Origin of the sequence: Luteimonas terrae (genome assembly GCF_004358165.1) — a bacterium.
GTDB classification, from domain to species: domain Bacteria; phylum Pseudomonadota; class Gammaproteobacteria; order Xanthomonadales; family Xanthomonadaceae; genus Luteimonas; species Luteimonas terrae.
In genome coordinates, this window is sequence record NZ_SMTG01000002.1 from 1,786,990 (window position 1) to 1,810,391 (window position 23,402).

The 23,402-nt window shown below is 68.2% G+C and carries 15 protein-coding genes; 12 read left to right on the top strand and 3 right to left on the bottom strand.

All coding sequences use genetic code 11. The annotated features are described in order from the left end of the window. Positions 1 to 113 precede the first annotated feature (113 nt). The 10 genes from E2F49_RS08160 to E2F49_RS08205 all read left to right on the top strand — a co-directional run bounded on the left by E2F49_RS08160 (position 114) and on the right by E2F49_RS08205 (position 15,709). Positions 114 to 1,271, top strand: a complete 1,158-nt coding sequence (locus E2F49_RS08160; protein ID WP_133393335.1) for a LysM peptidoglycan-binding domain-containing protein — start codon at positions 114 to 116, stop codon at positions 1,269 to 1,271. A gap of 88 nt (positions 1,272 to 1,359) precedes the next feature. Further along, positions 1,360 to 2,508, top strand: coding sequence for a DNA-processing protein DprA (gene dprA, locus E2F49_RS08165; protein WP_133393336.1), 1,149 nt, complete (start codon positions 1,360 to 1,362; stop codon positions 2,506 to 2,508). A 33-nt stretch (positions 2,509 to 2,541) separates the two neighbouring features. After that, the gene (locus E2F49_RS08170) at positions 2,542 to 3,015 is read left to right on the top strand and encodes a DUF494 family protein (protein WP_055249642.1); all 474 of its coding nucleotides are present in this window, start codon (positions 2,542 to 2,544) and stop codon (positions 3,013 to 3,015) included. Positions 3,016 to 3,174: 159 nt separating this feature from the next. Further along, positions 3,175 to 3,885, top strand: a complete 711-nt coding sequence (locus tag E2F49_RS08175; protein ID WP_165971149.1) for a GYF domain-containing protein — start codon at positions 3,175 to 3,177, stop codon at positions 3,883 to 3,885. A gap of 58 nt (positions 3,886 to 3,943) precedes the next feature. Then, a complete protein-coding gene (locus E2F49_RS08180) occupies positions 3,944 to 4,933 on the top strand; it encodes an RDD family protein (protein ID WP_133393338.1) in 990 nt (329 codons plus the stop codon). 38 nt (positions 4,934 to 4,971) lie between these two features. Further along, positions 4,972 to 5,958, top strand: a complete 987-nt coding sequence (locus tag E2F49_RS08185) for an RDD family protein (RefSeq protein WP_133393339.1) — start codon at positions 4,972 to 4,974, stop codon at positions 5,956 to 5,958. Between the two features lie 144 nt (positions 5,959 to 6,102). Next, the gene (locus E2F49_RS08190) at positions 6,103 to 8,667 is read left to right on the top strand and encodes a DNA topoisomerase I (RefSeq protein WP_133393340.1); all 2,565 of its coding nucleotides are present in this window, start codon (positions 6,103 to 6,105) and stop codon (positions 8,665 to 8,667) included. 16 nt (positions 8,668 to 8,683) lie between these two features. Beyond that, positions 8,684 to 9,238 carry an L-threonylcarbamoyladenylate synthase type 1 TsaC gene (gene tsaC / locus E2F49_RS08195; RefSeq protein WP_243713513.1) on the top strand — a complete coding sequence of 185 codons (555 nt, stop codon included), beginning with the start codon at positions 8,684 to 8,686 and terminating at the stop codon, positions 9,236 to 9,238. A 529-nt stretch (positions 9,239 to 9,767) separates the two neighbouring features. Next, positions 9,768 to 14,228, top strand: coding sequence for a glutamate synthase large subunit (gene gltB, locus E2F49_RS08200; protein WP_133393342.1), 4,461 nt, complete (start codon positions 9,768 to 9,770; stop codon positions 14,226 to 14,228). Further along, entirely contained in the window at positions 14,225 to 15,709 is a 1,485-nt protein-coding gene (locus E2F49_RS08205) for an FAD-dependent oxidoreductase (RefSeq protein WP_133393343.1), read from the top strand. The genes gltB and E2F49_RS08205 overlap by 4 nt, the downstream gene beginning before the upstream one ends. A gap of 246 nt (positions 15,710 to 15,955) precedes the next feature. Here the strand turns inward: E2F49_RS08205 and E2F49_RS08210 are convergent, their stop codons facing one another. Beyond that, the gene (locus E2F49_RS08210) at positions 15,956 to 17,470 is read right to left on the bottom strand and encodes a tryptophan halogenase family protein (RefSeq protein WP_133393344.1); all 1,515 of its coding nucleotides are present in this window, start codon (positions 17,468 to 17,470) and stop codon (positions 15,956 to 15,958) included. Between the two features lie 85 nt (positions 17,471 to 17,555). After that, positions 17,556 to 20,606, bottom strand: a complete 3,051-nt coding sequence (locus tag E2F49_RS08215; protein WP_133393345.1) for a TonB-dependent receptor domain-containing protein — start codon at positions 20,604 to 20,606, stop codon at positions 17,556 to 17,558. A 611-nt stretch (positions 20,607 to 21,217) separates the two neighbouring features. Here E2F49_RS08215 and E2F49_RS16335 point away from each other — a divergent pair. Both E2F49_RS16335 and E2F49_RS08225 read left to right on the top strand, forming a co-directional pair. Then, positions 21,218 to 21,907 carry a DUF4124 domain-containing protein gene (locus tag E2F49_RS16335; protein WP_165971150.1) on the top strand — a complete coding sequence of 230 codons (690 nt, stop codon included), beginning with the start codon at positions 21,218 to 21,220 and terminating at the stop codon, positions 21,905 to 21,907. Then, positions 21,907 to 22,563 (top strand): DUF4124 domain-containing protein, encoded by a 657-nt coding sequence (locus E2F49_RS08225; RefSeq protein ID WP_133393347.1) that lies wholly within the window; start codon positions 21,907 to 21,909, stop codon positions 22,561 to 22,563. Before E2F49_RS16335 ends, E2F49_RS08225 begins: the two co-directional genes overlap by 1 nt. An 18-nt stretch (positions 22,564 to 22,581) precedes the next feature. Here E2F49_RS08225 and E2F49_RS08230 read toward each other — a convergent pair whose 3' ends face one another. Further along, positions 22,582 to 23,358 carry an SDR family oxidoreductase gene (locus tag E2F49_RS08230; RefSeq protein WP_055249652.1) on the bottom strand — a complete coding sequence of 259 codons (777 nt, stop codon included), beginning with the start codon at positions 23,356 to 23,358 and terminating at the stop codon, positions 22,582 to 22,584. Positions 23,359 to 23,402: the final 44 nt, after the last annotated feature.

The window sequence follows — 23,402 nt, forward strand, 5'->3', positions numbered from 1 at the left end:
CACAGCCGCGGGGTCGAACGGAGAATTGTAACAAGCCCGCTACTTGCGTCCGCGCAAGACTTTCGGGCTATATTGCGCCGCTGCAAGGGGAAAAATCCAAGGGGAGCAGGTAGATGGCCGGCACGCTTCAACGCCTTTCAAGGTCGTTCCGCACGGGCTGCGCCGTCGCGTTGCTGACCGTCACCACGTTCGCGGCTGCCCAGCAGATGCGCGGCGATCATCCCGAGACCTATGTCGTGGTCCGCGGCGACACCCTGTGGGGCATCGCCGGCCGCTTCCTCGACAAGCCGTGGCTGTGGCCGGAAATCTGGCAGGCCAACCCGCAGATCGCCAACCCGCACCTGATCTACCCGGGCGACGTGATCAGCCTGGCCTACCTCAACCGCGTGACGATGACCCCGGGCCCGCGCCCGGTCGACGCCTCGCCGATCAACGCCATCCCGCTGTCGGACATCGAGCCGTTCCTCAAGAACCGCCGGATCGTGTTCGAATTCGAGAGCCTGCCCTACGTGGCCGGCAAGGAAGACGACCGCCTGCGCGGCAGCACCGACCGCAACGTCTACATCAAGGGTCTGGAAAACGCGCGTCCGGGCGAACGCTACGCGGTGCTCCGCGCGGCGACCGAGTTCTACGGCGCGCGCCGCTCGCGTGACCTCGATTTCCGCGGCAAGCGCATCCCGGGCGAGAGCAACCTGTGGTCGCACACGCAGCCCAAGGCGCGCCAGCAGGACGCCTTCCTCGGTTTCGAGATGGTGCAGATGGGCGTGGGCACGGTCGTCCACGGCCCGACGGCGCAGAGCGAGATGACCACCATCGCGCTGGACAACGACGGCTTCGAGGCCCGCGTCGGCGACCGCATCGTGCCCGTCGATCCGCAGCCCTACGACCTGCAGTTCTTCCCGCATCCGCCGACCGCCGACGCGCTGTCGGCCGACGCGCGCGTGATCGCCGTCGCCGACATGCTGGTCACCGGCGGCCCGCGCGACGTCATCGCGATTTCGGCCGGTCACCAGAACGGCGTCGACAACGGCACGGTGTTCTCGGTGTGGCGCAACGGCGCGCACGTGGTGGACCGCGTCGCCCATCCCAACACGTCGCGCATCACCTCCTCGCCCGACGCCGGCACGCGCCGCGACCGCATGCCCGACGAGTACGCCGCGCACGCGATGGTGTTCCGGACCTTCGACTTCGTGAGCTACGCGCTGATCATGGAAGGCGAAAAACCCACGCAGGTCGGCTACACGGTCAAGCACCCCGACGCCGAGCAGTGACGGCGGGCCCGCCGCAGCGGGCTTTCCCGACGGGACACGACGACGGCACCTTCGGGTGCCGTTTTCATGTGCGGCCTAGGCTGGTCGCATGGACATCGCACCCGATCTGCAGGCCCTGCTGCGTCTGGTACACGCCGGCGGCGCCACCGCGCCCCGGCGCGCACTGCTGTCCGCGCCGGTCGGCCCGGCAGCGGCCTTGGCCGGCGGTCCGCCGGCATGGCGTGCCGCAGGTCTGGATGCGCGGCAGTGCGCGGCAATGGCGGACGAAGCCGTGCTGGCACCGTCGCGGGCGTGGCTGACCGGCGCGCCCGGGCGCCACCTGATCGGCTGGCACGACCCCGACTACCCGGTTCTGCTGCGGCGGATGACCGCGCCACCGCTGGCGCTGTTCGTCGAAGGCGATCCCTGCCGGCTGTGGCGGGCGGGCATCGCCGTCGTGGGCAGCCGCGCGCCGACGGCCGGCGGGCGCGACACGGCCGCCGCGTTCGCGCGCCACTTCGCCGGCGCCGGGTTCTCGGTGGTCAGCGGCCTGGCCAGCGGCATCGATGCGGCCGCCCATATCGCGGCGCTCGATGCCGGCGGCGACACCGTCGCGGTGCTCGGCTGCGGCATCGACATTGCCTACCCGCGCTCGAACCTGCGCCTGCACGCGCGCATCGCCGCCGAAGGCACCCTGGTCAGCGAATACCCGCCCGGCACCCCGGCGCGGCGCGAGCAGTTCCCCAGCCGCAACCGCATCGTCGCCGGCCTTGCCCTGGGCACGCTGGTCGTCGAAGCCGCGCAGCGCTCGGGCGCGCTGATCACCGCGCGGCTGGCGGCGGATGCCGGCCGCGAGGTGTTCGCGATTCCGGGCTCCATCCACAACCCGATGGCCCGCGGCTGTCACCGCCTGCTGCGCGACGGCGCGACGCTGGTCGAATCGCCCGACGAGGTGACCGCAGCCCTCGGCCCGATCGCCGCCGGGCTTGCCGACGCCTTGCAGGGACGTCTTCACGCCCCCATCCAAGAGGCCGACACGATACTGAACACGGCCGATTCCGACGCGGCACCCGGCATCGACGACGTGGACCCGGACTACAACCGGTTGTGGAAGGCTATCGGGCACGACCCAACCGGTATGGATGACCTGGTCTCACGTAGTGGATTGACGGTCGCCAAGGCCTCGGCCATGCTGCTGTCCATGGAGCTGGATGGACGTGTGACCAGCGCACACGGTCGGTATTCCCGAAAGTCCTGACACGACGCGCCGCAAGGCGCAGGCCGAGGGGAAATGAAAGAAAGCATCCTGGATGTCCTGCTGTACCTGTTCGAGCACTACTTCACCGAGGATGCGGACCTCGTCCGCGACCGCGACTCCCTCCAGAACGGCCTGCTCCAGGCCGGTTTCAGCCCCGCAGAAGTCAGCAAGGCCTTCGACTGGCTCGACGCGCTGGCCGACCAGCGCCCGGGCGTGCCGGTGGTCCGCGCCGACGGCCCCACCCGCGTCTACGCCGGCCCCGAACTCGACCGTCTCGACGTGGAGTGCCGCGGGTTCCTGATGTTCCTCGAGCAGCACGGCGTGCTCGACGCCGACCAGCGCGAGCTGGTGCTCGACCGCGTCATGGCGCTCGACCAGGACGAGCTGGACCTCGACGACCTCAAGTGGGTCGTGCTGATGGTGCTGTTCAACCAGCCCGGCAGCGAGGCGGCCTACGCCTGGATGGAAACCCAGATGTTCGTCGACGAGCCCGAGCCGGTGCACTGACGACACCGCCGTTGTCCGATCCTTCGACAGGCGCCTTCCGGGGCGCCTGTCGCGTTTGCGGCGTCCTGTCACGCCGGCGGCCGCGGTAGGATGAACGCGGGGAAACACCACCGGTCCGAAGCCGCACGTCGTGCGCGCATACCGGTGCGAAGGATCGCGATGCCCGAGCAGGCCTGGTACCACGCGACGCCCGCCGGCGAGCGCGGCGGCCCGATGACCGCCGACGACCTCGTCCGTCTCTACCAGGCCGGTCGCATCTTCTCGACGACGCCGGTCTGGCGCACCGGAATGGCCGGCTGGACGCCGCTGGCATCGGTCACCGCGTCCCTGGGCGTGTCCACCCCACCCCCGTTGCCGCCGCCGATTCCTGCCGCGCCGCTGCCGCCGCCGCGCCGCCGCCTGCACTGGATCTGGATCGTGCTGCTGGCGCTGGCCTGTGCGGCAGTGCCGGTCGCGGCCATCGTCGCGGCGATCGCCGTGCCGGCCAGGAACGACTACCGCCACCGCGCGGGCGTGACGGAGGTGATCGCCGCCTCCGCGCCGCTGCGGGTCGCCGTGCAGCAGACTGCGGCCGAGACCGGCGCCTGCCCGGTCACCGCGATACAGGCCGATGCCGCGCTCCCGGCGCTGCCGTCCGCCGCGCTGGAGATGCCGCTGTCGACGCTGCACGCGCACCGGCACGTCAAATACGTCGTGACCACGCAGGGCGACCCGGCGACGGCCTGCGTGGTCCGCATCGGGCTGCGCGGCTTCGAGCGCAGCGGTCTCGACGACCGCGCACTGAGCTGGACGCTCGACCCCGCGGACGGCGCCTGGACCTGCAGCGCCAGTGTCGCCAGACGCCACCTGCCCGCGGATTGCCGCGACTGATGCCACCGGGCAGGGATCCACCCATGGCCCGACCCACCGCACGCACAGGACCCGCCCGATGACCGACTGGTACTACGCCGACGCCGCCAACACCCGCCAGGGGCCGGTCACGACGCCGGCCCTGCTGCAACTCCGCCAGCAGGGATCGATCGGCGAGGCCACCCTGCTGTGGCGCGACGGCCTGCCCGGCTGGCTGCCCCTGCGCGATCTGATGCACGAGCTGGTGGACGGTGCGCCGCCGGTATCGGATGCCGACCTCCAGGCTTTGCGCCCGGGCACCCGTCCCGCGCACGCTGCCCTCGTCGACCCTGCGCCGGGCTGGTCGCCGCCAGCCGACGTCGATGCCCAGGCTGCCGTCGCGCCTGCCCATGACCCGGCGCCGGCGGCCGCGTCGCCCTACGCGCCGCCGACGGCCCCGCTCGCGCACACCGCGGCCGCGGTGCATGGCGGCGACGTGGTCGACGCGGGCTTCCTCAAGCGCGCCGCGGCGCTGCTGATCGATGGCCTGCTGATCAGCGCCGTCTGGTACGTCCTGATCTTCGCGGTGATGATGCTCTTCGGCCTCGGCGGCGCACTCGGCGGATTCGGCACGGGTGGGGCCGACTTCGGCGCCGGGGCCATCGGCCTGGTCGCGGTGATCTATCTCGGCTATCCGCTGATCAGCGGTCTGTACTTCGTGCCGATGGAGTCGTCGGCCCGCCAAGCCACGCTGGGCAAGATGGCGGTCGGCATCAAGGTCACCGGACTCGACGGCGGGCGCATCAGCCGCGGGCGCGCGCTGGGCCGCTGGGCCTCGCACCTGATCAATTACTTCACGTTCTACATCGGCTATCTGGTCGCGCTGTTCACCCAGCGCAAGCAGGGCCTGCACGACATGGTGGCCAGCACCTACGTGGTCGACCAGTGGGCCTACACGGCGTTTCCGGACCGGCAGGAACGCAAGCTCGGCACCGTCGCCATCGTGATCCTGGTGATCTGGGCGGCGTTGCTCGTGCTCGGTATCGTTTTCCTCGTGCTCGCCGGCCTGCTGGCGGCCGCCGGCACCTGATCGCCACTTTCTTCAGTCCCGAGACCCGGAACCGCCCGATGACCGACTGGTACTACGCCGACACGCCGAAGACCCGACAGGGCCCGGTGCCCACCAGCACCGTGGTGCAGCTGCGCCAGGCCGGCAGCATCGACGACGACACGCTGCTGTGGCGCGAGGGCCTCGACGGCTGGCTGCCGCTGCGGGCGCTCGCGCACGAGCTCGGCACGGTCGCACAACCGACGCCACCGCCGGACGTCGCGACACCCGCACCGGACGCGACGTCCGATGCGCGCTGGACGCTTGCCGAGGTTGAACCGCGTACCGGCGCATCGACGCCCGACGACGATGCAGGCAACGCCTGGCGCCCCGTCGCCGACGGCAGCACGGCAGGCGGGATGGCGGCGTCGCCCTACGCACCGCCAGTCGCGCCGGTGGCCATGCCCGACGCCGTCGTCCAAGGCGGCGAGGTGGTGCTGGCGGGCTTCCGCAAGCGGCTGGCCGCCTACCTCATCGACGGTCTGATCGTCGGGGTCGGCGGCATGGTCGTCGGCGGCATCGTCGGTGGCGTGATCGGCGGACTGGTGGGCGTGAGCGGCGTCGGCGGGGGCACGACGCTGCTGGTGATCCAAGTGGTGTCCAATCTGCTGTCGCTCGCGCTCGGCGCGGCCTACTACGGCTGGTTCCACGCGTCCCGCTCGATGGCGACGCCGGGCAAGATGGCGATCGGCATCAAGGTGGTGAGACTGAACGGCGAGCGACTCTCGCTTGCCCGCAGCATCGGCCGCTATTTCGCCACCATCCTGAGCACGATTCCGCTGCTGATCGGCTTCTTCATGGCCGCATTCACCGCCCGCAAGCAGGCCCTGCACGACCTGGTCTGCGACACGCTGGTGGTCGACAGGTGGGCGTTCACGGCGCAGCCCGAGCTGCAGCGCCGCGAGCTGGGGACGGTGACCATCGTGGTGCTGGTGCTGTTCGGCGTGCTGCTGGGACTGGGCGTGCTGCTGCTCCTGGCAGCTGCCGGATTGGCTGCCTTCGCCTGACCGCCCCGCACGCCGGCGCTTGACAGCTGCCTGCCCGCGTGATTCCACTATAAAAGCAACCGACGCCCGGGGCCTGTCCCCGGGCGTCGTCATCTTCACCTTTTTCGCAGGCCGTCCCCGCGTGCCTGCCCGGATGTCGCCGACATGGCCAAGCACCTCCTCATCGTCGAATCGCCCGCCAAGGCCAAGACGATCAACAAGTACCTGGGCAAGGACTACCACGTCCTCGCCTCCTACGGTCACGTGCGCGATCTCATTCCGAAGGAAGGCGCGGTCGACCCGGCGCAGAACTTCGCGATGCGCTACGACCTGATCGACAAGAACGAGAAGCACGTCGAGGCCATCGCCAAGGCGGCCAAGGGTGTCGACGACATCTTTCTCGCAACCGACCCGGACCGCGAAGGCGAGGCGATCAGCTGGCACATCGCGGAGATCCTGAAAGAGCGCGGCCTGCTGGAGGACAAGAACCTGCAGCGCGTGGTGTTCACCGAGATCACGCCGCGCGCGATCAAGGAAGCCATGCAGAAGCCGCGTGCGATCGCGTCGGATCTGGTCGATGCCCAGCAGGCCCGTCGCGCCCTCGACTATCTCGTCGGCTTCAACCTCTCGCCGGTGCTGTGGCGCAAGGTGCAGCGCGGGCTGTCGGCCGGCCGCGTGCAGTCGCCGGCGCTGCGCATGATCGTCGAGCGCGAGGAGGAGATCGAAGCCTTCATCGCGCGCGAATACTGGTCGATCGAGGCCGCGCTCGCCCATCCTTCGCAGCCGTTCAGCGCGCGCCTGACCAGGCTCGACGGGCAGAAGTTCGAACAGTTCACCGTCACCGACGGCGACACCGCCGAAAGCGCGCGCAGCCGTATCCAGGCCGCCGCCCAAGGCGCGCTGCACGTCACCGACGTCGGCGCCAAGGAGCGCAAGCGTCGCCCCGCCGCGCCGTTCACTACGTCCACGCTGCAGCAGGAAGGCGCGCGCAAGCTCGGCTTCACCACGCGCAAGACCATGCAGGTCGCGCAGAAGCTCTACGAGGGCGTGGCGATTGGCGACGAGGGCACGGTCGGCCTGATTACCTACATGCGTACCGACTCGGTAAGCCTGTCGCAGGACGCGCTGGGCGAGATCCGCGACGTCATCGCGCGCGATTACGGCACGTCCTCGCTGCCGGACCAGCCCAACGTCTACACCACCAAGTCCAAGAACGCGCAGGAAGCGCACGAAGCCGTGCGTCCGACGTCCGCGCTGCGCACGCCCGCGCAGGTCGCGCGCTTCCTCACCGACGACGAGCGTCGCCTGTACGAGCTGATCTGGAAGCGCGCCGTCGCCTCGCAGATGATCCCGGCCACGCTTAACACCGTGTCGGTGGATCTGGCGGCCGGCAGCGAGCACAGCTTCCGCGCCAGCGGCACCACCGTCGTCGTGCCAGGCTTCTTGGCCGTGTACGAGGAAGGCAAGGACACTAAGGGCAAGGACGACGAGGACGAGGGCCGCAAGCTGCCGCAGATGAAGCCCGGTGACCGCGTGCCGCTGGACCGCATCGTTGCCGAGCAGCACTTCACCCAGCCGCCGCCGCGCTTCACCGAAGCGGCGCTGGTCAAGGCGCTCGAGGAATACGGCATCGGCCGTCCGTCGACCTACGCCTCGATCATCCAGACACTGCTGTTCCGCAAGTACGTCGAGATGGAGGGCCGCAGCTTCCGCCCGAGTGACGTCGGCCGTGCGGTGTCGAAATTCCTGTCCAGCCACTTCACCCGCTACGTGGATTACGACTTCACCGCGCGCCTGGAAGACGAGCTCGACGCGGTGAGCCGCGGCGAGGAGGACTGGATTCCGCTGATGGAGAAGTTCTGGGGGCCGTTCAAGGAGCTCGTCGACGACAAGACCGAGTCCGTGGATCGCACCGAAGCCACCGGCGCGCGCGAACTGGGCACCGATCCCAAGACCGGCAAGCCGGTCAGCGTGCGTCTGGGCCGCTTCGGGCCGTATGCGGCGATCGGCAGCACTGCCGAGGATGCCGAGGACAAGCCCAAGTTCGCCTCGCTGCGTCCGGGCCAGTCCATGCACACGATCTCGCTTGAGGACGCGCTGGAGCTGTTCCTGCTGCCGCGCATCCTCGGTGAGGACAAGGACGAACAGGTCAGCGTCGGCATCGGCCGCTTCGGCCCCTTCGCCAAGCGCGGCAGCACCTATGCCTCGCTGAAGAAGGAGGACGATCCGTACAAGATCGACCTCGCGCGTGCGGTGTTCCTGATCGAGGAAAAGGAAGAGATCGCGCGCAACCGCATCATCAAGGAGTTCGACGGCAGCGACATCCAGGTGCTCAACGGCCGCTTCGGTCCCTACATCAGCGACGGCAAGCTCAACGGCAAGATCCCCAAGGATCGCGAGCCGGCTTCGCTGACGTTCGAAGAAGTGACCAAGCTGCTGGAAGAGACTGGCAAGCCGGTGCGCAAGGGTTTCGGCAAGAAGGCGCCGGCCAAGAAGGTCGCGGCGAAGAAGGAACCTGCCGCGAAGAAGGCCGCGACCAAGAAGGCGCCTGCGAAGAAAGCCGCCAAGAAGACCGCGAAGAAGACGACGAAGAAGGTCGCCAAGAAGACGGCCGCGCCCGTTGCCGAACCGGCCAAGTCGCTGCTCACGCCGTCCAAGGTCGCGCCGGGCAAGAAGCGCGTGATCAAGGCCGGTGGCGACAAGCCGGCATCGGACGACGCGTCGTTCTGATCGAATGACCGCAGGGTTGCTCGACGCCCCCGCCGCCGCCACGCTGCTCGCGCGCGGCGGTGTGCTCGCCTATCCCACCGAAGGCGTGTGGGGCCTGGGCTGCGACCCCTTCGATGAAGCGGCCGTGCTGCGGCTGCTGGACATCAAGCAGCGCAGCGTCGACAAGGGCGTGATCCTGATCGCCGGCGATGCATCGCAACTCGACGCGATCGTCGACTGGGCGCGCCTGCCCGACGCGGCGCGCGCACGCATGCACGACAGCTGGCCCGGGCCGAATACCTGGGTCGTACCGGCGCGCGCCGATGTGCCCGCCTGGATCACCGGCGCGCACGACAGTGTCGCGGTGCGCGTCAGCGCGCAGGCGGAGGTCGTCGCGCTGTGCGCGGCGTTCGGCGGCGCGCTGGTGTCGACCAGCGCCAACCTGTCGGGCGAGCCGGCGGTCGCATCACGCGACGCGCTGGACCCGCGCCTGCTCGCACGCGTGGATGGCGTGCTCGCCGGCGAGACCGGCGGGCGCACCAGTCCGTCGACGATCCGCGACGCAATGACGGGCGACGTGCTGCGCGCCTGATCTGCGTCGCGTTTCCGTCGAGCCGGACACATCTTGATCTGTGCCTTCCCCCGCGTGAGTGGGAAGGTTGGGACAGGGCGGCCTGTACGTGTCGAGCAAATGCATCGGGCGTGAGTGTCAAAGGCGAATACGCCCTTGGCCAGTGAGGCCGCGATCGGAGCGTTCGCCCCCACCCAACCCTCCCCCGCGTCGCGGGGGAGGGCTTCAAGCGGCCGCTCGCTAAGAGGTATCAGCCCGTCGAGGATTCGCATGCATTGACGGGCGACGTACTGCCGCCTGGCGCACGGTTGTCCTTAAAGGCGCTCCCCATCGGTCGTCGAAACCGCTGAATCCGCCGCATACGCGTACATTCACGACCGTTGGATTGCGGTTGCATTCGCAACCGAAATCGCGCTGGAAATCCGGTTGCCGCACTGCACAAACTGTGCTCTATTCGTGGGCCGGCGTGGATGCGTTGTCGCGATGCAAGGACCTTGGCGCTCCGATTCCTGCGCCAGCCATGTTCGACTCCACACGAGTGACGACGACGATGCGGGAACTCCCGGCCCGGGGTCTCTACGACCCCGCTGACGAACGCGACGCCTGCGGCTTCGGCCTGATTACGACGATCGGCGGCGATGCGTCGCGCGAGATCGTCGACGGCGCGCTGCAGGCCCTCGCGCGCATGGCCCACCGCGGTGGCATTGCTGCCGACGGCCTGTCGGGCGATGGCTGCGGCGTGCTGCTGTATGCCGCCGATGCGTTCGTCGACACGCTTGCCGAAGAGAGCGGCTTCGATTTCGACGCCACGCAGCGCGCGGCCGGCATGGTGTTCCTGCCGCACGCGACCGACGCTGCCACGCAGTGCCGCGAGACGTTCGCCACATTGCTGCAGGACGTCGGCGTACGCGTCGCTGGCTGGCGCGAAGTGCCGCTCGATACCGCTGCGCTCGGCGCACTCGCACGCGGTTCGATGCCGCGCATCGAACAGATCTTCGTCACCGCCGACGGCGACGACACGCAGGCCTTCGAGCGTGCGTTGTATCTCGCGCGTCGCCGTGCCGAACAGCGTCTGCGCGCGATCGAGGACTTCTACGTCGTCGGTCTGACGCCGGGCCTGCTCGGCTACAAGGGCATGGTGCTGCCGAGCCATCTGACGCAGCTGTTCCCGGACCTGGGCCGGAGCGACCTCGCGGCGAAGACCGTGGTCTTCCACCAGCGCTTCTCGACCAACACCCTGCCGCGCTGGAAGCTGGCGCATCCATTCCGTCGCCTGGCGCACAACGGCGAGATCAACAGCATCGAGGGCAACCGGCGCTGGGCGCAGGCGCGTCGCGGTGTCTGGGCTGCGCCTGCGCTCGACATTTCCGAGTTCGACGAGACCGTGACCATGCACGGCTCCGACTCGCAGACGCTCGACAACATGCTCGAGTGGATGCTGCTCGGCGGCATGGACCTGCTGCAGGCGATGCGCATCCTGATGCCGCCGGCCACGCAGTCGCTGGAGTACAAGGACGCCGACCTCGCCGCGTTCTACGAGTACTACGCGATCAACTCCGAGCCGTGGGACGGCCCGGCCGGTGTGGTGATGTGCGACGGCCGCCATGCGGCCTGCACGCTCGACCGCAACGGCCTGCGCCCGGCGCGCTGGACGCTGTCGCGCGACGGCATCTTCGTCATCGCGTCGGAGACCGGCGTGTGGGACATCGCGCCCGAGCGTGTCCAGGCCAAGGGCAAGCTTGGCCCGGGCGAGATGGTCGCGATCGATCTGCGCTCGGGCACGCTGCTCGACAACGAGGCCATCGACGCGGTCAACCGTGCACGTGCGCCGTACAAGCAGTGGCTCAAGCGCGGCATGAGCTATCTGCACACCGAACTGATCGATCCCGCGCTTGCTGCCGAACCGTTCGCGCCCGACACCCTGCTCGCGTTCCAGAAGCTGTTCCAGCTCACGCGCGAGGAACAGGAATCCGTGCTGCGGCCGCTGGCCGAGACCGAGCAGGAAGGCATCGGTTCGATGGGCGACGACGTGCCGATGGCCGCGATCAGCCAGCGCGTGCGTCCGCTCTACGACTGTTTCCGTCAGGCCTTCGCGCAGGTCACCAACCCGCCGATCGATCCGCTGCGCGAGGGCGCGGTGATGACGCTGTCCACGCAGATCGGACGCGAGGGCAACATCTTTGTCGACGATCCCGCGAACGTGCACCACGTGCTGCTGAACTCGCCGGTGCTCTCGCAGCGCAAACTGCGCCAGTTGCTGGCGCTGCCGCGCTTCGCCGAATCGAACCTGTTGCTGCCGCTGTATTTCGACGCCGAGGCCGAGACGCTCGAAGGCGCGCTGCAGCGTCTGTGCGCCGAGGCCGAAGCCGCGACGCGCGCCGGTGTCGAGATCCTGTTGCTCAGCGACCGTTACCCCAAGCGCGGCATGGTGCCGGTGCACGCGCTGCTCGCCACCGGTGCGATCCATCTGCACCTGGTGCGCGCCGGTCTGCGTTGCGACGTGAACCTGCTGATCGAGACCGGCACCGCGCGCGACCCGCACCACTTTGCCTGCCTGATCGGCTTCGGCGCGACGGCCGTCTATCCCTATCTCGCGTTCCAGACGCTGCACGCGCTGGGCCGTCGCGGCGTGCTGGCGACCAAGGTCGGCAACGAGCATCTGCAGCTGGGCCGCAGCTACCGCCGCGGCATCCGCAAGGGCCTGCTGAAGATCATGTCCAAGATGGGCATCGGCAGCATCGCCAGCTATCGCGGCGCGCAGCTGTTCGAGATCGTCGGCCTCGCGCCGGAGGTCGTGTCGCTATGCTTCGAAGGCACGCCGTCGCGCATCGGCGGTGCCGGCTTCGCGCGACTGGAAGCCGACGCCCGCCATCTCGCCGAACAGGGCTGGGACGACACCGCATTGCCCGAGCCCGGCGGCCTGCTGCACTACGTGCACGGCGGCGAGTACCACCAGTTCAATCCCGACGTCGTCACCTCGCTGCAGCGTGCGGTGCTGACCGGCGATCGCGCCGACTGGAAGCGCTACAGCGATTTCGTCGACACGCGCCCGCCAGCTGCGTTGCGCGATCTGCTGCGCCCGAAATCAGATGCGTCTCCAATTCCGCTCGAAGAAGTGGAGCCGGTCTCGGCGATCGTGCGTCGCTTCGACTCTGCCGCGATGAGTCTGGGCGCGCTGTCGCCAGAGGCGCACGAAGCGCTGGCGATCGCGATGAACCGTCTGGGCGGCCGCAGCAATTCCGGCGAAGGTGGCGAGGACCCCGAGCGTTACGGCACCGATCGCCGCAGCAAGATCAAGCAGATCGCTTCCGGCCGGTTCGGTGTCACGCCCGAATACCTGATCAACGCCGAGGTGCTGCAGATCAAGGTCGCGCAGGGCGCCAAGCCCGGCGAAGGCGGCCAGCTGCCGGGCAGCAAGGTCAACCCGCTGATTGCACGCCTGCGCTACGCCAAGCCCGGCATCGGCCTGATCTCGCCGCCGCCGCATCACGACATCTATTCGATCGAGGATCTCGCGCAGCTGATCTTCGACCTGCGCCAGGTCAATCCCGAGGCGCTGATCTCGGTGAAGCTGGTCAGCCATGCAGGCGTCGGCACGATCGCCGCCGGTGTGGTCAAGGCCGGCGCCGACCTGATCACGATCTCCGGCCATGACGGCGGCACCGGTGCGAGTCCGCTGGGTTCGATCCGCTACGCCGGTGCGCCGTGGGAACTGGGCCTGTCGGAGGCGCGCCAGGCACTGCAGTTCAACGACATGCGCGGCCAGGTGCTGCTGCAGACCGACGGTGGCCTGAAGACCGGTCTCGACGTCATCAAGGCCGCGATGCTCGGCGCCGACACCTTCGGCTTCGGCACCGCGCCGATGATCGCGCTGGGCTGCAAGTACCTGCGCATCTGCCATCTCAACAACTGCGCGACCGGCGTGGCCACGCAGGACGAGCGCCTGCGGGCCAACCACTACAAGGGTCTGCCCGAGCGCGTGGAGACGTTCTTCCGCAATGTCGCCGAGGACGTGCGCGAACATCTGGCCGCGCTGGGTGTGCGTTCGCTGGGCGAGATCACCGGCCGCACCGATCTGCTCGAGCAGTGCCTGCACTACACCCGCGATGCGGTGGACATCGACCTGTCGATGCTGCTGCGCCGCGACCCCGACAAGCCGCTGGCCTACTGCGGCTCGCCTGCACTGCAGGCACCGCCCGACGGCCTGTCGGCCGCGCTCGACGCGCGCCTGTCCAAGGTCATCGAACGCGGCGAGGGCGGCGAGTTCGACTTCGAGGTCCGCAACACCGACCGCAGCATCGGCACGCGCCTGTCGGGCCGGATCGCGCTCCACCACGGCAACACCGGCATGAGCGATCGTCCGGTGACGCTGCAGCTGCGCGGCACGGCCGGCCAGAGTCTCGGTGCGTTCAATGCCGGCGGCCTGCAGATCGATCTGGAAGGCGAAGCCAACGACTACGTCGGCAAGGGCATGGCCGGCGGTCGCATCGTGCTGCGTCCGCCGACGGGCAGCGTGTTCGAATCGCGCGAGACGCCGATCCTCGGCAACACCTGCCTGTACGGCGCGACCGGCGGCGAGCTTTACGCCGCGGGGCGCGCTGGCGAACGCTTCGGCGTGCGCAACTCCGGCGCGGTCGCGGTCATCGAGGGCGCGGGCGATCACTGCTGCGAATACATGACCGGCGGCGCGGTCGCGGTGCTGGGCCGCATCGGGCTGAACTTCGGCGCGGGTTTCACCGGCGGCATCGCCTACGTGCTCGATCTCGACCGCGATTTTGTCGACCGCTACAACCACGAACTCATCGACATCCTGCGCGTGACCCCCGAAGCCTTCGACAACTACCGCTCGCACCTGCGCGATCTGATCGAGACGCACGCCCGCCTGACCCGCAGCGCGTGGAGCGGCCGCATTCTCGAGGACTTCCGCGATTTCGTCGGAAAGTTCTGGCTGGTCAAGCCCAAGGCCGCGAGCCTCGAAGCCTTGGCCGAGGATCTCAGGAGGGCTGCGTGATGAAGCGCGACGTGTTCCGGTTCCTCAAGGAACCGCGCGAGATGCCTGCCAAGGTGCCGTTGCCGCTGCGCACCGATGGCGACTGGAACGAGCTCTACGGCCGCTTCGAGGACCGGCAGGCCGCCCATCAGGCCGATCGCTGCCTGGACTGCGGCAATCCCTACTGCGAAGCCAAGTGCCCGGTGCACAACTACATTCCGAACTGGCTCAAGCTGGTGCAGGAAGGGCGCATCGTTGAAGCCGCGGCGCTGTGCCACGAAACCAATCCGCTACCGGAGATGTGCGGCCGCGTCTGCCCGCAGGATCGCCTGTGCGAAGGCGCGTGCACGCTCGACGACGGCTTCGGCGCGGTGACCATCGGCGCAGTCGAGAAGTACATCGTCGATACCGCGTTCGCGCAGGGCTGGCGGCCCGATGTGTCGAAGGTCGTCGCGACCGGACAGCGGGTGGCGGTGATCGGCGCAGGCCCGGCGGGCCTCGCGTGCGCGGATCGTCTCGTCCGCGCCGGCATCGACGCGGTGGTGTTCGACCGTTACGAACAGATCGGCGGACTGCTGCAGTTCGGCATTCCGAGCTTCAAGCTCGACAAGTCGGTGATCGCCAAGCGCCGCGAAGTGCTCGAAGGCATGGGCGTCGAGTTCCGCCTCGGCGTGGAGATCGGCCGCGACGTGCAGGTGGACGCGCTGCTCGAGGAATTCGACGCGGTGTTCCTCGGCACTGGCGCCTATCGCTACACCGACGGCGGCCTGCCCGGCCAGGACCTGCCGGACGTGCTGCCCGCGCTGCCCTTCCTCGTGCACAACGGCCGCATCGTCACCGGCGGCGACACCTGGGGCCGGCCGGTCGCCGGCTGGGAAACGACGCTCACGCTGCCGAAGCTCGCAGGCAAGCGTGTCGTCGTGCTCGGCGGCGGTGATACCGGCATGGACTGCGTGCGCTCGGCCGTGCGCCTCGGCGCCGCGAGCGTGACCTGCGCCTACCGCCGCGACGAAGCCAACATGCCCGGCTCCGCGCGCGAGGTCGGCAACGCACGCGAGGAAGGCGTGCGCTTCCTGTTCAACCGGCAGCCCCTGTCGATCGAGCAGGATGCGGACGGCAACGTCAGCGGCGTGCGTGTCATCGAGACGACACTGGGCGAGCCGGACGCGAATGGCCGTCGCGCCGCCGTGGCGATCGAGGGCAGCGAGTCGCTGATCGAGGCGGATGTCGTGATCATCGCCTTCGGCTTCTCGCCGACCGTGCCGGAATGGCTGAGTACTCAGGGCGTCGAAGCGCAGGGCAACGGCCGCATCCGCGTCGGCGGCGAACGTCGCCTGCCCTACCAGACCGCGCATCCCAAGCTGTTCGCCGGCGGCGACGCGGTGCGCGGTGCCGACCTCGTGGTCACCGCCGTGCAGGAAGGCCGCGACGCCGCGGCCAGCATCGCGCGGATGTTGCGCAAGGCCACGCGGCCCGCCAAGGCGGCGCTCGACGCGATCTGAAGGTTCGACACCGCCTGCTGGTCCAGGACCAGGAGGATGCGGGGAGACGCCGCATTCCGCCCCTTCCCCCGCGTGCGGGGGAAGGCTGGGATGGGGGCGGGACGTGTGTGCCGAACGCAATGCATCGGGCGCAATCGCTCAACCGCATCAGCACGCGGCTTGGGAAACAATGACCTGATCGTTCGCCCCCACCCAACCCTCCCCCGCAAGCGGAGGAGGGCTTCGGTTCGCCGCGAACTCTGGAGCTCACGCCGGCGGCGACGCCTTGCAATGCCGGTCGATGAAGGCCTGGTGCGGTGGCATCGCATCGACGCAGGCGTTGAGCGTGCGACCGACGCTGTCGACGAAGCGCGCGATCTCCTCGTCGGGCAGGTTGTCCACCAGCGGGTGCCAGCCCTGGGGCACGATCCCCTGCCCGATCATCACCTGCACCCAGCTGATGGTGTCGAACATCTCACTGGCGTTGCGGAAGAACCGGCCGCTGTCGCGGAACAGATCGATCGCCGTGCGCAGTTCCGCCGGAATCTCCATCGTGCGGCAGTGACGCCAGAACGGCGTATCGTCGCGGCGCGTGGCGTTGTAGTGCAGCACGATGAAATCGCGGATGCGGTCGAACTCGAAGGCCAGTTGCGCGTTGTAGCGTTCGGCCAGCACCGGATTGAACCCCTCGCGCGGCAGCAGCTCCAGCAGTTTGGAAATCCCCGACTGGATCAGATGAATGCTGGTCGATTCCAGCGGTTCGAGAAAGCCGCTCGACAGGCCGATGGCCACGACGTTGCGGTTCCAGCACTGCTTGCGGCGGCCGGTGACGAAACGCAGCGGGCGCGGATCGCCGAGCGCCTCGCCTTTGAGATTCGCCAGCAGCGTCGCAGCAGCTTCGTCGTCGCTAATGTGCGCGCTCGAATACACGTAGCCGTTGCCGGTCCGGTGTTGCAGCGGAATGCGCCACTGCCAGCCGGCCGGACGCGCGGTTGCGCGGGTGAACGGCGCGGGCGGACCGACGTTCGCAGTCGGCACGGCCAACGCGCGGTCGCAGGGCAGCCACTGCGTGAAGTCGTGGTAACCGGTCTGCAGCGTCTGCTCGATCAGCAGACCCCGGAAGCCCGAGCAGTCGACGAACAGGTCGCCCTCGAGCATGGTGCCGTCCTGCAGGCGGACCGCGCTGACGAAGCCGCTCTCGGGATGCTGCGCGACGTGGTCGATCATGCCTTCGTGGCGACGCACGCCGCGCTGCTCGGCGTAGCGGCGCAGGTAGCGCGCATACAGGCCGGCGTCGAAGTGGTAGGCGTAGGCGATGTTCGACAGCGGCGACCCCGCCGGCACGTCGGTCGCCGAGACCATGAAGCGGCCGCGCTGCGCGGCCAGGGTGTTGAGCGTGTAGTCGCCGAGCGGACCGGCTCGGCCCTGGGCGCGCGCCTTGAGCCAGTACTGGTGGAACGGCAACAGACCCAGCGGGTGTCCGATCTCGGTGCCGAAGCCGTGGATGTAGCGTTCACCGACGTCCAGCCAGTCGACGAACTCGATGCCCAGCTTGAAGCTGCCCTGCGTGCTGCGCACGAAGTCGGCCTCGTCGATGCGCAGCAACTGGTTGAAGGCCTTGATGTGCGGCACCGTCGCCTCGCCGACGCCGACGGTTCCGATCTGCTCCGACTCCACCAAGGCGATGTCGTAGGCAGGTCCGAGCACGCGCGACAGTGCCGCGGCGGTCATCCAGCCGGCGGTGCCGCCGCCGACGATGACGATGCGTTGCAGATGGTCCATTCCGATCTCCGGACTCGATTGAAGGCTCACACAGCACGACGGGACCCGCAGGTCCCGTCGTGGTCACGCGAACGCGAAGACTGCGTCAGAACTTCGCGCCGATCTCGAACGTCACCGTACGCGGCACGTAGAGGATTTCGCCGGTGCGGTTGATCGTCAGGTCCGGGTCGAACCGGCCATTGCTGCCGAAACCGTTGTAGGCATAGGTCGAGTAGTTCTTGAAGTCAAACGCATTGAGTAGGTTCACGCGTGCCGAGAGCTTGAAGTCGCCGGCGATGGTGAAGTCCTTGCTCGCCTGGAAGTCCACCGTGCGGTAGCCCCAGATGTCGCCGCCGATGATGAACTTGCCCGCGCCCGGCGGCTTGGCCGCCACCTGCTGGCAGGTCGCGCCGTCAGGGTCGGTGAAGCCGAAGCAGGCGATCGTGTTGATCGGCTCGGGCGTGGCCAGCACGATCTTGGCACCGAAGGTGATGTCCCACGGGCCGTCGATCGAACCCGATGCGACGAAGCGGTGCGCCGCGACGGCGTTCGACTTCACGAACGGATATTCGTGGATCGTCGGCTTGTCAAAGGCATAGGGCTCATCGATGTTACGGTTTTGGCGGGCGCTGGTGTGCGTATAGGCCAGATTGAGGCCCCAGCCTGATTCCTCGGTGTAGGGACGTTCGGCCGACAGCAGAATCTGGCTGCTACGCTGCTCCAAGCCGTTCATGCCGACAATGGTGTTTTTGAAACCAGGCACTGGCTGTCCCCATGGCGCATCGCCATTCTGGAAATAGGAACCGTCGGGATAGCGATTGATCAGCGACATTGCAAAGCCGTCATAGCTGAGCACACGCTGGAAGGTCACATCAGTCAGCCACTCACCGACCTGGTTGCTGATGCCAAGACTGAACTGGTCGCTGTACGGGGTCTTGAGCTTGTTGTGGAACATAAAGAGTTCAGCGCTGCCCTCAACGCCCGGAATCGTATTGAGTTGATCAACTCCATCAAGATACCGCTGCTCGAACGGTACACAGACGCGATCGTCTCCGCGGTAGCAAAGACCCGTTACTGGATCCTGGAAATACACTGCGACAGGCGAGAGAGCCGCCTTACTTGTCTCAAGAGCGAGTTGCTCAAATAGATTACGGTCGTAGGAGCGCGCTGCGCCGCCATGGAGCACGGCCGTCTCGTCACCGAGGAAGTCGTAGGAGAAGCCAAAGCGCGGCGCCCACGCGTCCTTGAAGTTTTCGCGGTTGTTGCCGGTGCTGATGTAGTCGGCCACGTTGATGCCACTGGCCAGCAGACGGTTTGCCCACGGCTGGCCAGGATTGGCCGGATCGTTCGAGTACAGCGCATCGACCATGCCCTGCGAAGTCACGAAATCGGTATAGGCCGGCGTGTCCTCGTAGTCGTATCGGACACCCAGATTGAGCAGCAGCTTGTCCGTAACGGCCCAGTCGTCCTGGATGAAGAAACCGTATTGCTTGGACGGCGACACCACTGTCGCCCGCTGGCCCGGCGTGGTGTAGGGCGCAATGAAGTCGACGCGATACGGCGTCGCGGATATGCCGGCCGCGCTCACCTGATAAGAGAACTGCGGGTTCACCGACGCCGCGTCCTGCGCGGTCAGCTCCACATCCTTGTAGTTGAAGCCCATCTTGAAGGTGTGCTCGCCGGCCCACTCAAAGCTGTTGAACGTGATCGCATTCTGCAGGAACCAGCCCTTCTGGCTCTTGTTCTGCACAGCCTTGCCATCCGCAGGACCGGTCGCCAAGAAGGTGTACTCGTCCAGATCTGTCGAGCCCTGACGTGGCGCGAGATACTTGTAGATAATGCCGTTCCCCAAACTCGTCGCGTAAGGGTTGTTGGACGAGTCCTCGGTGCCGATGATCAGCTCGTTGAGCCAGTTATCCGAATAGTGCTGCCAGCGCAGATTGGTGCGCTTGTCGGTGTTCAGCTTCTCAGTGGCCTGCTCAAGGTTTAGGGTGCCGCCGACGTTCGCGATCTGGGTCTCATCGCGGTACAGCGTGCTCAGTTCGATGCGGTCGTTTTCGCCGGCCTCGAAGGTCAGCTTGCCGAAGACCAAATCCTGCTCAAACGGCATGTTGGCCGCACCATACTGGCCCGAGATGCTAGGCGGCAGCACGCCGACGTACGGCAGCGCGTTGTTCTCGGCTTGGATGCTCTTGGGGACGACATTCTTCTTGCCTTCGTAGGCCACGAAGAAGTGCAGACGGTCTTGGATGATCGGGCCGCCGAGGGCGAAGCCAAACTCCTTCGTCTGCGAGTCGATCTTTCCCTTGGCGGCTTCGTCCGGACGCTCTTCACGCAGGTCTTGATTAGTAAAACGATAGAACGCCTCGCCTTCGAACGCGTTGGTGCCCGAGCGGGTCGCCGCGGTGATGGCCGCGCCGCTGATCTGGCCGTACTCGGCCTTGTAGTTCGAGGTGATGACCTTGTACTCGCCGACGGCGAGCTGCGGGAACGGGTTGCCCTGCGTGTCGGCCTGGCCGGCGATGCCGCCGCTGCGCACGTAGCCCTTCTGGCCGACGCCGTCGATGTACAGGTTGCCGGCGCTGGCGTTCGACGCGCCGCCACGCAGCTTGGTGTTTCCGTTGCCGTCGATCTCGAAGACCATGCCCGGCACAACGTCCGCGAACTCCAGGAAGTTGCGGGTCGCCTGCGGCAGCTGCTCGATCTGGCGCTGCGAGATCGTGTTGCCCACTTCGGAGGTCTTGACCTCGCGCAGCACCGGCGCGGTCACGCGCACCGCGCCGATGTCGGTCACGCCGTCGCCCTGGGTCGGCGTCTCGCTGGTGGTGCCGGTGAGGTTCAGTGTCGAGGTCGAGGCGACCGTCACGGTGACCGTCTGCGAGGCACCGCCGGCGTCGACGCGGTAGGTGCCCGGCGGCAGGCCCGGCAGGGTGTAGCTGCCGTTGGCGTTTGTCTGCACGCGACGCGAGGCGCCGGTGGCGATGTTGGTCGCGGTCACCGTGGCGCCAGCCTCGGCGCCGGCCTGGGACGTCACCTGTCCGCGCAGGGTCGCCGCGGTGGACTGTGCGAACGCCGGCGTCGCAACGACGAGGCAGGTGGCCAGCGCGCCTGCGAGCAGGCTGGGCTTGGGTGCACGCAGGGTGCGATTGGCTTTCATGGGGTTCCCCTCCAAGGGACTACCAAGACGTGGTTTCGAATCGTTATGGACGGCGGGAGAGCGGGCACAGCACTGCGACGCATCCATGCGCACAGACGCGCCAGCCGGGGCCGGAGCGTCTGGAAACGTGAGAGCGACGGGATGGAGGCGGATGCCGATGTGCATCCACAGCCAGGCCGGACCGGTATCCCACCGGTCACGACAGGCCACATCACATGCGGGGGCAGGTGGACGTGGCCGGGCGCCGACGATCGCGTCATCGCGTGATCTCCCTGGGCGGGAGCGGGACGCGCGGGTGCGATTCGGCGCGCATCGTAATCCCGCCGCACGCTGCCGTCTACGTGGGCCGCAATCGACCGCGAACAGGCGTCCGGACGGCCTCGCGAATGCGTGCCGCGGCAGTCCCCGACCATGCGCCCACTCCCCATCCCACGCAGCCCCCAAGCCCGTTGAGGCGGACGCTAGCACTGCTTGGAAACGGTTACATTTTGCAGCGCAGCAAACGGGTCGACGCGATCCGCCCGGCGTCAATCGGAAAGCGCCCCGATCGCACACCGGCATGTTCTGGGAAGCGGGTTTCCCCCACGATCGGGACATCGCATGATGTCGACATGCGCCGCCGCCTTTCCCCGATGCACGCGCCGGTCCTGTCCGCTCTGCTGGCAGGCCTGGTCTGCTTGCCCGCTTCTGCGCAGACGTCCGACCAGGTCACGGTGTATCGCTGCACCGATGCCAATGGTCGCGTCGCGATCGGGGACACGCCGTGCAGCGACGGACAGAGCCAGGAGATCCGCAGCATGCTGCGCCCGGTCGACGGCACGCCCGTGGCGCGCCCGGCAGCACCCGCGGCGGCGGTCGTCGATCCGCCTGCGCCGCAGGTCATCGTCATGCGGCCACCGCAGCCGATGTATCGCTGCGTGCGCCCGGACGGCAGCAATTACACCAGCGACACCTCGGACGGCAATCCGCGCTGGGTGCCGTTGTGGACCACGGGCTACGGTCCGGTGCGACGCGGCCCATCGACGCGGGTCGGGGTCGAAGTGGGCAACGGCGGTGGCCGGGTCGACATCGACAGCCGCCCCGGGCGGCCGATCGACCGCGGTGGTTTCTACGGCGCTGGCACCTGGATCCGCGACGAATGCCGGCCCATGCCCCAGTCCGAAGTCTGCGGCATCCTGACCGATCGCCGCGAGGAGATCCGCCGCCGCTTCTTCAATGCGCAGCCCACCGAGCGCAGCCAGCTGACCGGCGAGGAGCGCACCATCAACGCCCGCCTCGCCCAGGACTGCGGTCGCCGCTGATGCGCGGATGGACGCTGTACGGCGCACTCGTCTGCGCGCTGGCGAGTGGCGGCGCCGACGCGGCGACCACGGTCATCTACCGCTGCACCGATCCGTCGGGCGCGGTGACCTTCCAGAACGGGACGGCCTGCCCGGCCGGTCACAGGCAGGAGCGCCGGGTCGTCGAAATGGCATCTCCGATGCCGACCTTCGTACCCGCACCCGCGCCGCCCCTGCAGGCACCGCAGGTGCCGCTGATCTCGCAGATGCCGGCCACGCCGGAAGCGGCTGCCGAAGACGACGCGACCCCGGAACCGCCGCCGGCGCTGTTCGCCTGCCGCGTCTACGACAACAGCACCTATTGGCGCGAGGACGACACGCCGCCGCTGCGCTGCCGGCCCATGCGAACGGTGGGCATCGGCGGCCTGCCGGGCATGGGCGCTGGCCAGGCCTGCGAGCAGGTGGCCGACGTTTGCGAAGCGGTCGCCGAAGACGCGCTGTGCAGCAGCTGGGAAACGCGCGTGCGCGAGGCGGAGTTCCGCTGGCGCTACGCGCAGGGTCGTGCGCAGGATCCGCTGCGACTCGAGTACGAACAGCTGTTCAACACCTGGCGCAACAGCACCTGCGGCCAGGCAGCTGGCGCAGCCGCCGGACCCGCGCGCCCCTCCGCCCCCTAAGCGTCGCGCCTGCGCCGCTCAGAAGCCGTGGCGCAGGAAGCCGCCGTCCACCGCGATGCATTCGCCGGTGATGTAGGCCGACGCCGGCAGGCACAGGAACGCGACCGCGGCCGCGACTTCTTCCGGTTCACCAATGCGGCCCATCGGCGTGCGCAGGAGCACGTCGTCGAGATAGTCCGGGTCCGACAGCGGCCCCGAGGTGCGCCGCGTGCGGATGTACCACGGCGCGACCGCGTTGACGCGGATGCCGTCCTCGGCCCACTCCACCGCGAGGTTGCGCGTCATCTGGTGCAGCGCCGCCTTGCTCATGCCGTAGGGCGCACCGCTGCGGACGTGGGTGATGCCCGACACGCTGCCGATGTTGACGATCGCCGAGCTGCCGCGACTGGCCAGCAGCGGATGCGCGTAGCGCGAGAGTTCGAACGCGCTGAACACGTTGACCTCGAAGATCTCGCGCCACTCGTCCTCGGCGTAGTCGTTGGCGGCGCGCGTGAGATTGCCGCCGGCGTTGTTGACCAGGATGTCGAGGCCGTCGCCCTGGTCCTCGACCCAGTCGAGGATCTCGCGGCGCTGTTCCTCGTCGACGACGTCGGCGATCAGCGCGCGCACGTCGGCCTGCGGGAATTCCTCGAGCATGTCGTCGCGCGTCGACTCGAGCGCGTCGCCATTGCGGCCGACGATGAGCACCGTCGCACCGAAGCCGACCAGTTCGCGCACCACCGCGCGGCCGATGCCGGCGCTGCCGCCGGTGACCAGGGCCAGTTGTCCATCCAGGCGCCAGCGGTGCGGATCCATCGTCGTGTCCCGTCTTGCGATGGGCGTAGCATACCGTCGAGCCC

Excerpts from the sequence above, each read along its gene's own strand:
- E2F49_RS08160 (WP_133393335.1), top strand. The coding sequence starts at position 114 with ATGGCCGGCACGCTTCAACGCCTTTCAAGGTCGTTCCGCACGGGCTGC.
- dprA (WP_133393336.1), top strand. The coding sequence starts at position 1,360 with ATGGACATCGCACCCGATCTGCAGGCCCTGCTGCGTCTGGTACACGCC.
- E2F49_RS08170 (WP_055249642.1), top strand. The coding sequence starts at position 2,542 with ATGAAAGAAAGCATCCTGGATGTCCTGCTGTACCTGTTCGAGCACTAC.
- E2F49_RS08175 (WP_165971149.1), top strand. The coding sequence starts at position 3,175 with ATGCCCGAGCAGGCCTGGTACCACGCGACGCCCGCCGGCGAGCGCGGC.
- E2F49_RS08180 (WP_133393338.1), top strand. The coding sequence starts at position 3,944 with ATGACCGACTGGTACTACGCCGACGCCGCCAACACCCGCCAGGGGCCG.
- E2F49_RS08185 (WP_133393339.1), top strand. The coding sequence starts at position 4,972 with ATGACCGACTGGTACTACGCCGACACGCCGAAGACCCGACAGGGCCCG.
- E2F49_RS08190 (WP_133393340.1), top strand. The coding sequence starts at position 6,103 with ATGGCCAAGCACCTCCTCATCGTCGAATCGCCCGCCAAGGCCAAGACG.
- gltB (WP_133393342.1), top strand. The coding sequence starts at position 9,768 with ATGCGGGAACTCCCGGCCCGGGGTCTCTACGACCCCGCTGACGAACGC.
- E2F49_RS08210 (WP_133393344.1), bottom strand. The coding sequence starts at position 17,470 with ATGGACCATCTGCAACGCATCGTCATCGTCGGCGGCGGCACCGCCGGC.
- E2F49_RS08215 (WP_133393345.1), bottom strand. The coding sequence starts at position 20,606 with ATGAAAGCCAATCGCACCCTGCGTGCACCCAAGCCCAGCCTGCTCGCA.
- E2F49_RS16335 (WP_165971150.1), top strand. The coding sequence starts at position 21,218 with ATGCGCCGCCGCCTTTCCCCGATGCACGCGCCGGTCCTGTCCGCTCTG.
- E2F49_RS08225 (WP_133393347.1), top strand. The coding sequence starts at position 21,907 with ATGCGCGGATGGACGCTGTACGGCGCACTCGTCTGCGCGCTGGCGAGT.
- E2F49_RS08230 (WP_055249652.1), bottom strand. The coding sequence starts at position 23,358 with ATGGATCCGCACCGCTGGCGCCTGGATGGACAACTGGCCCTGGTCACC.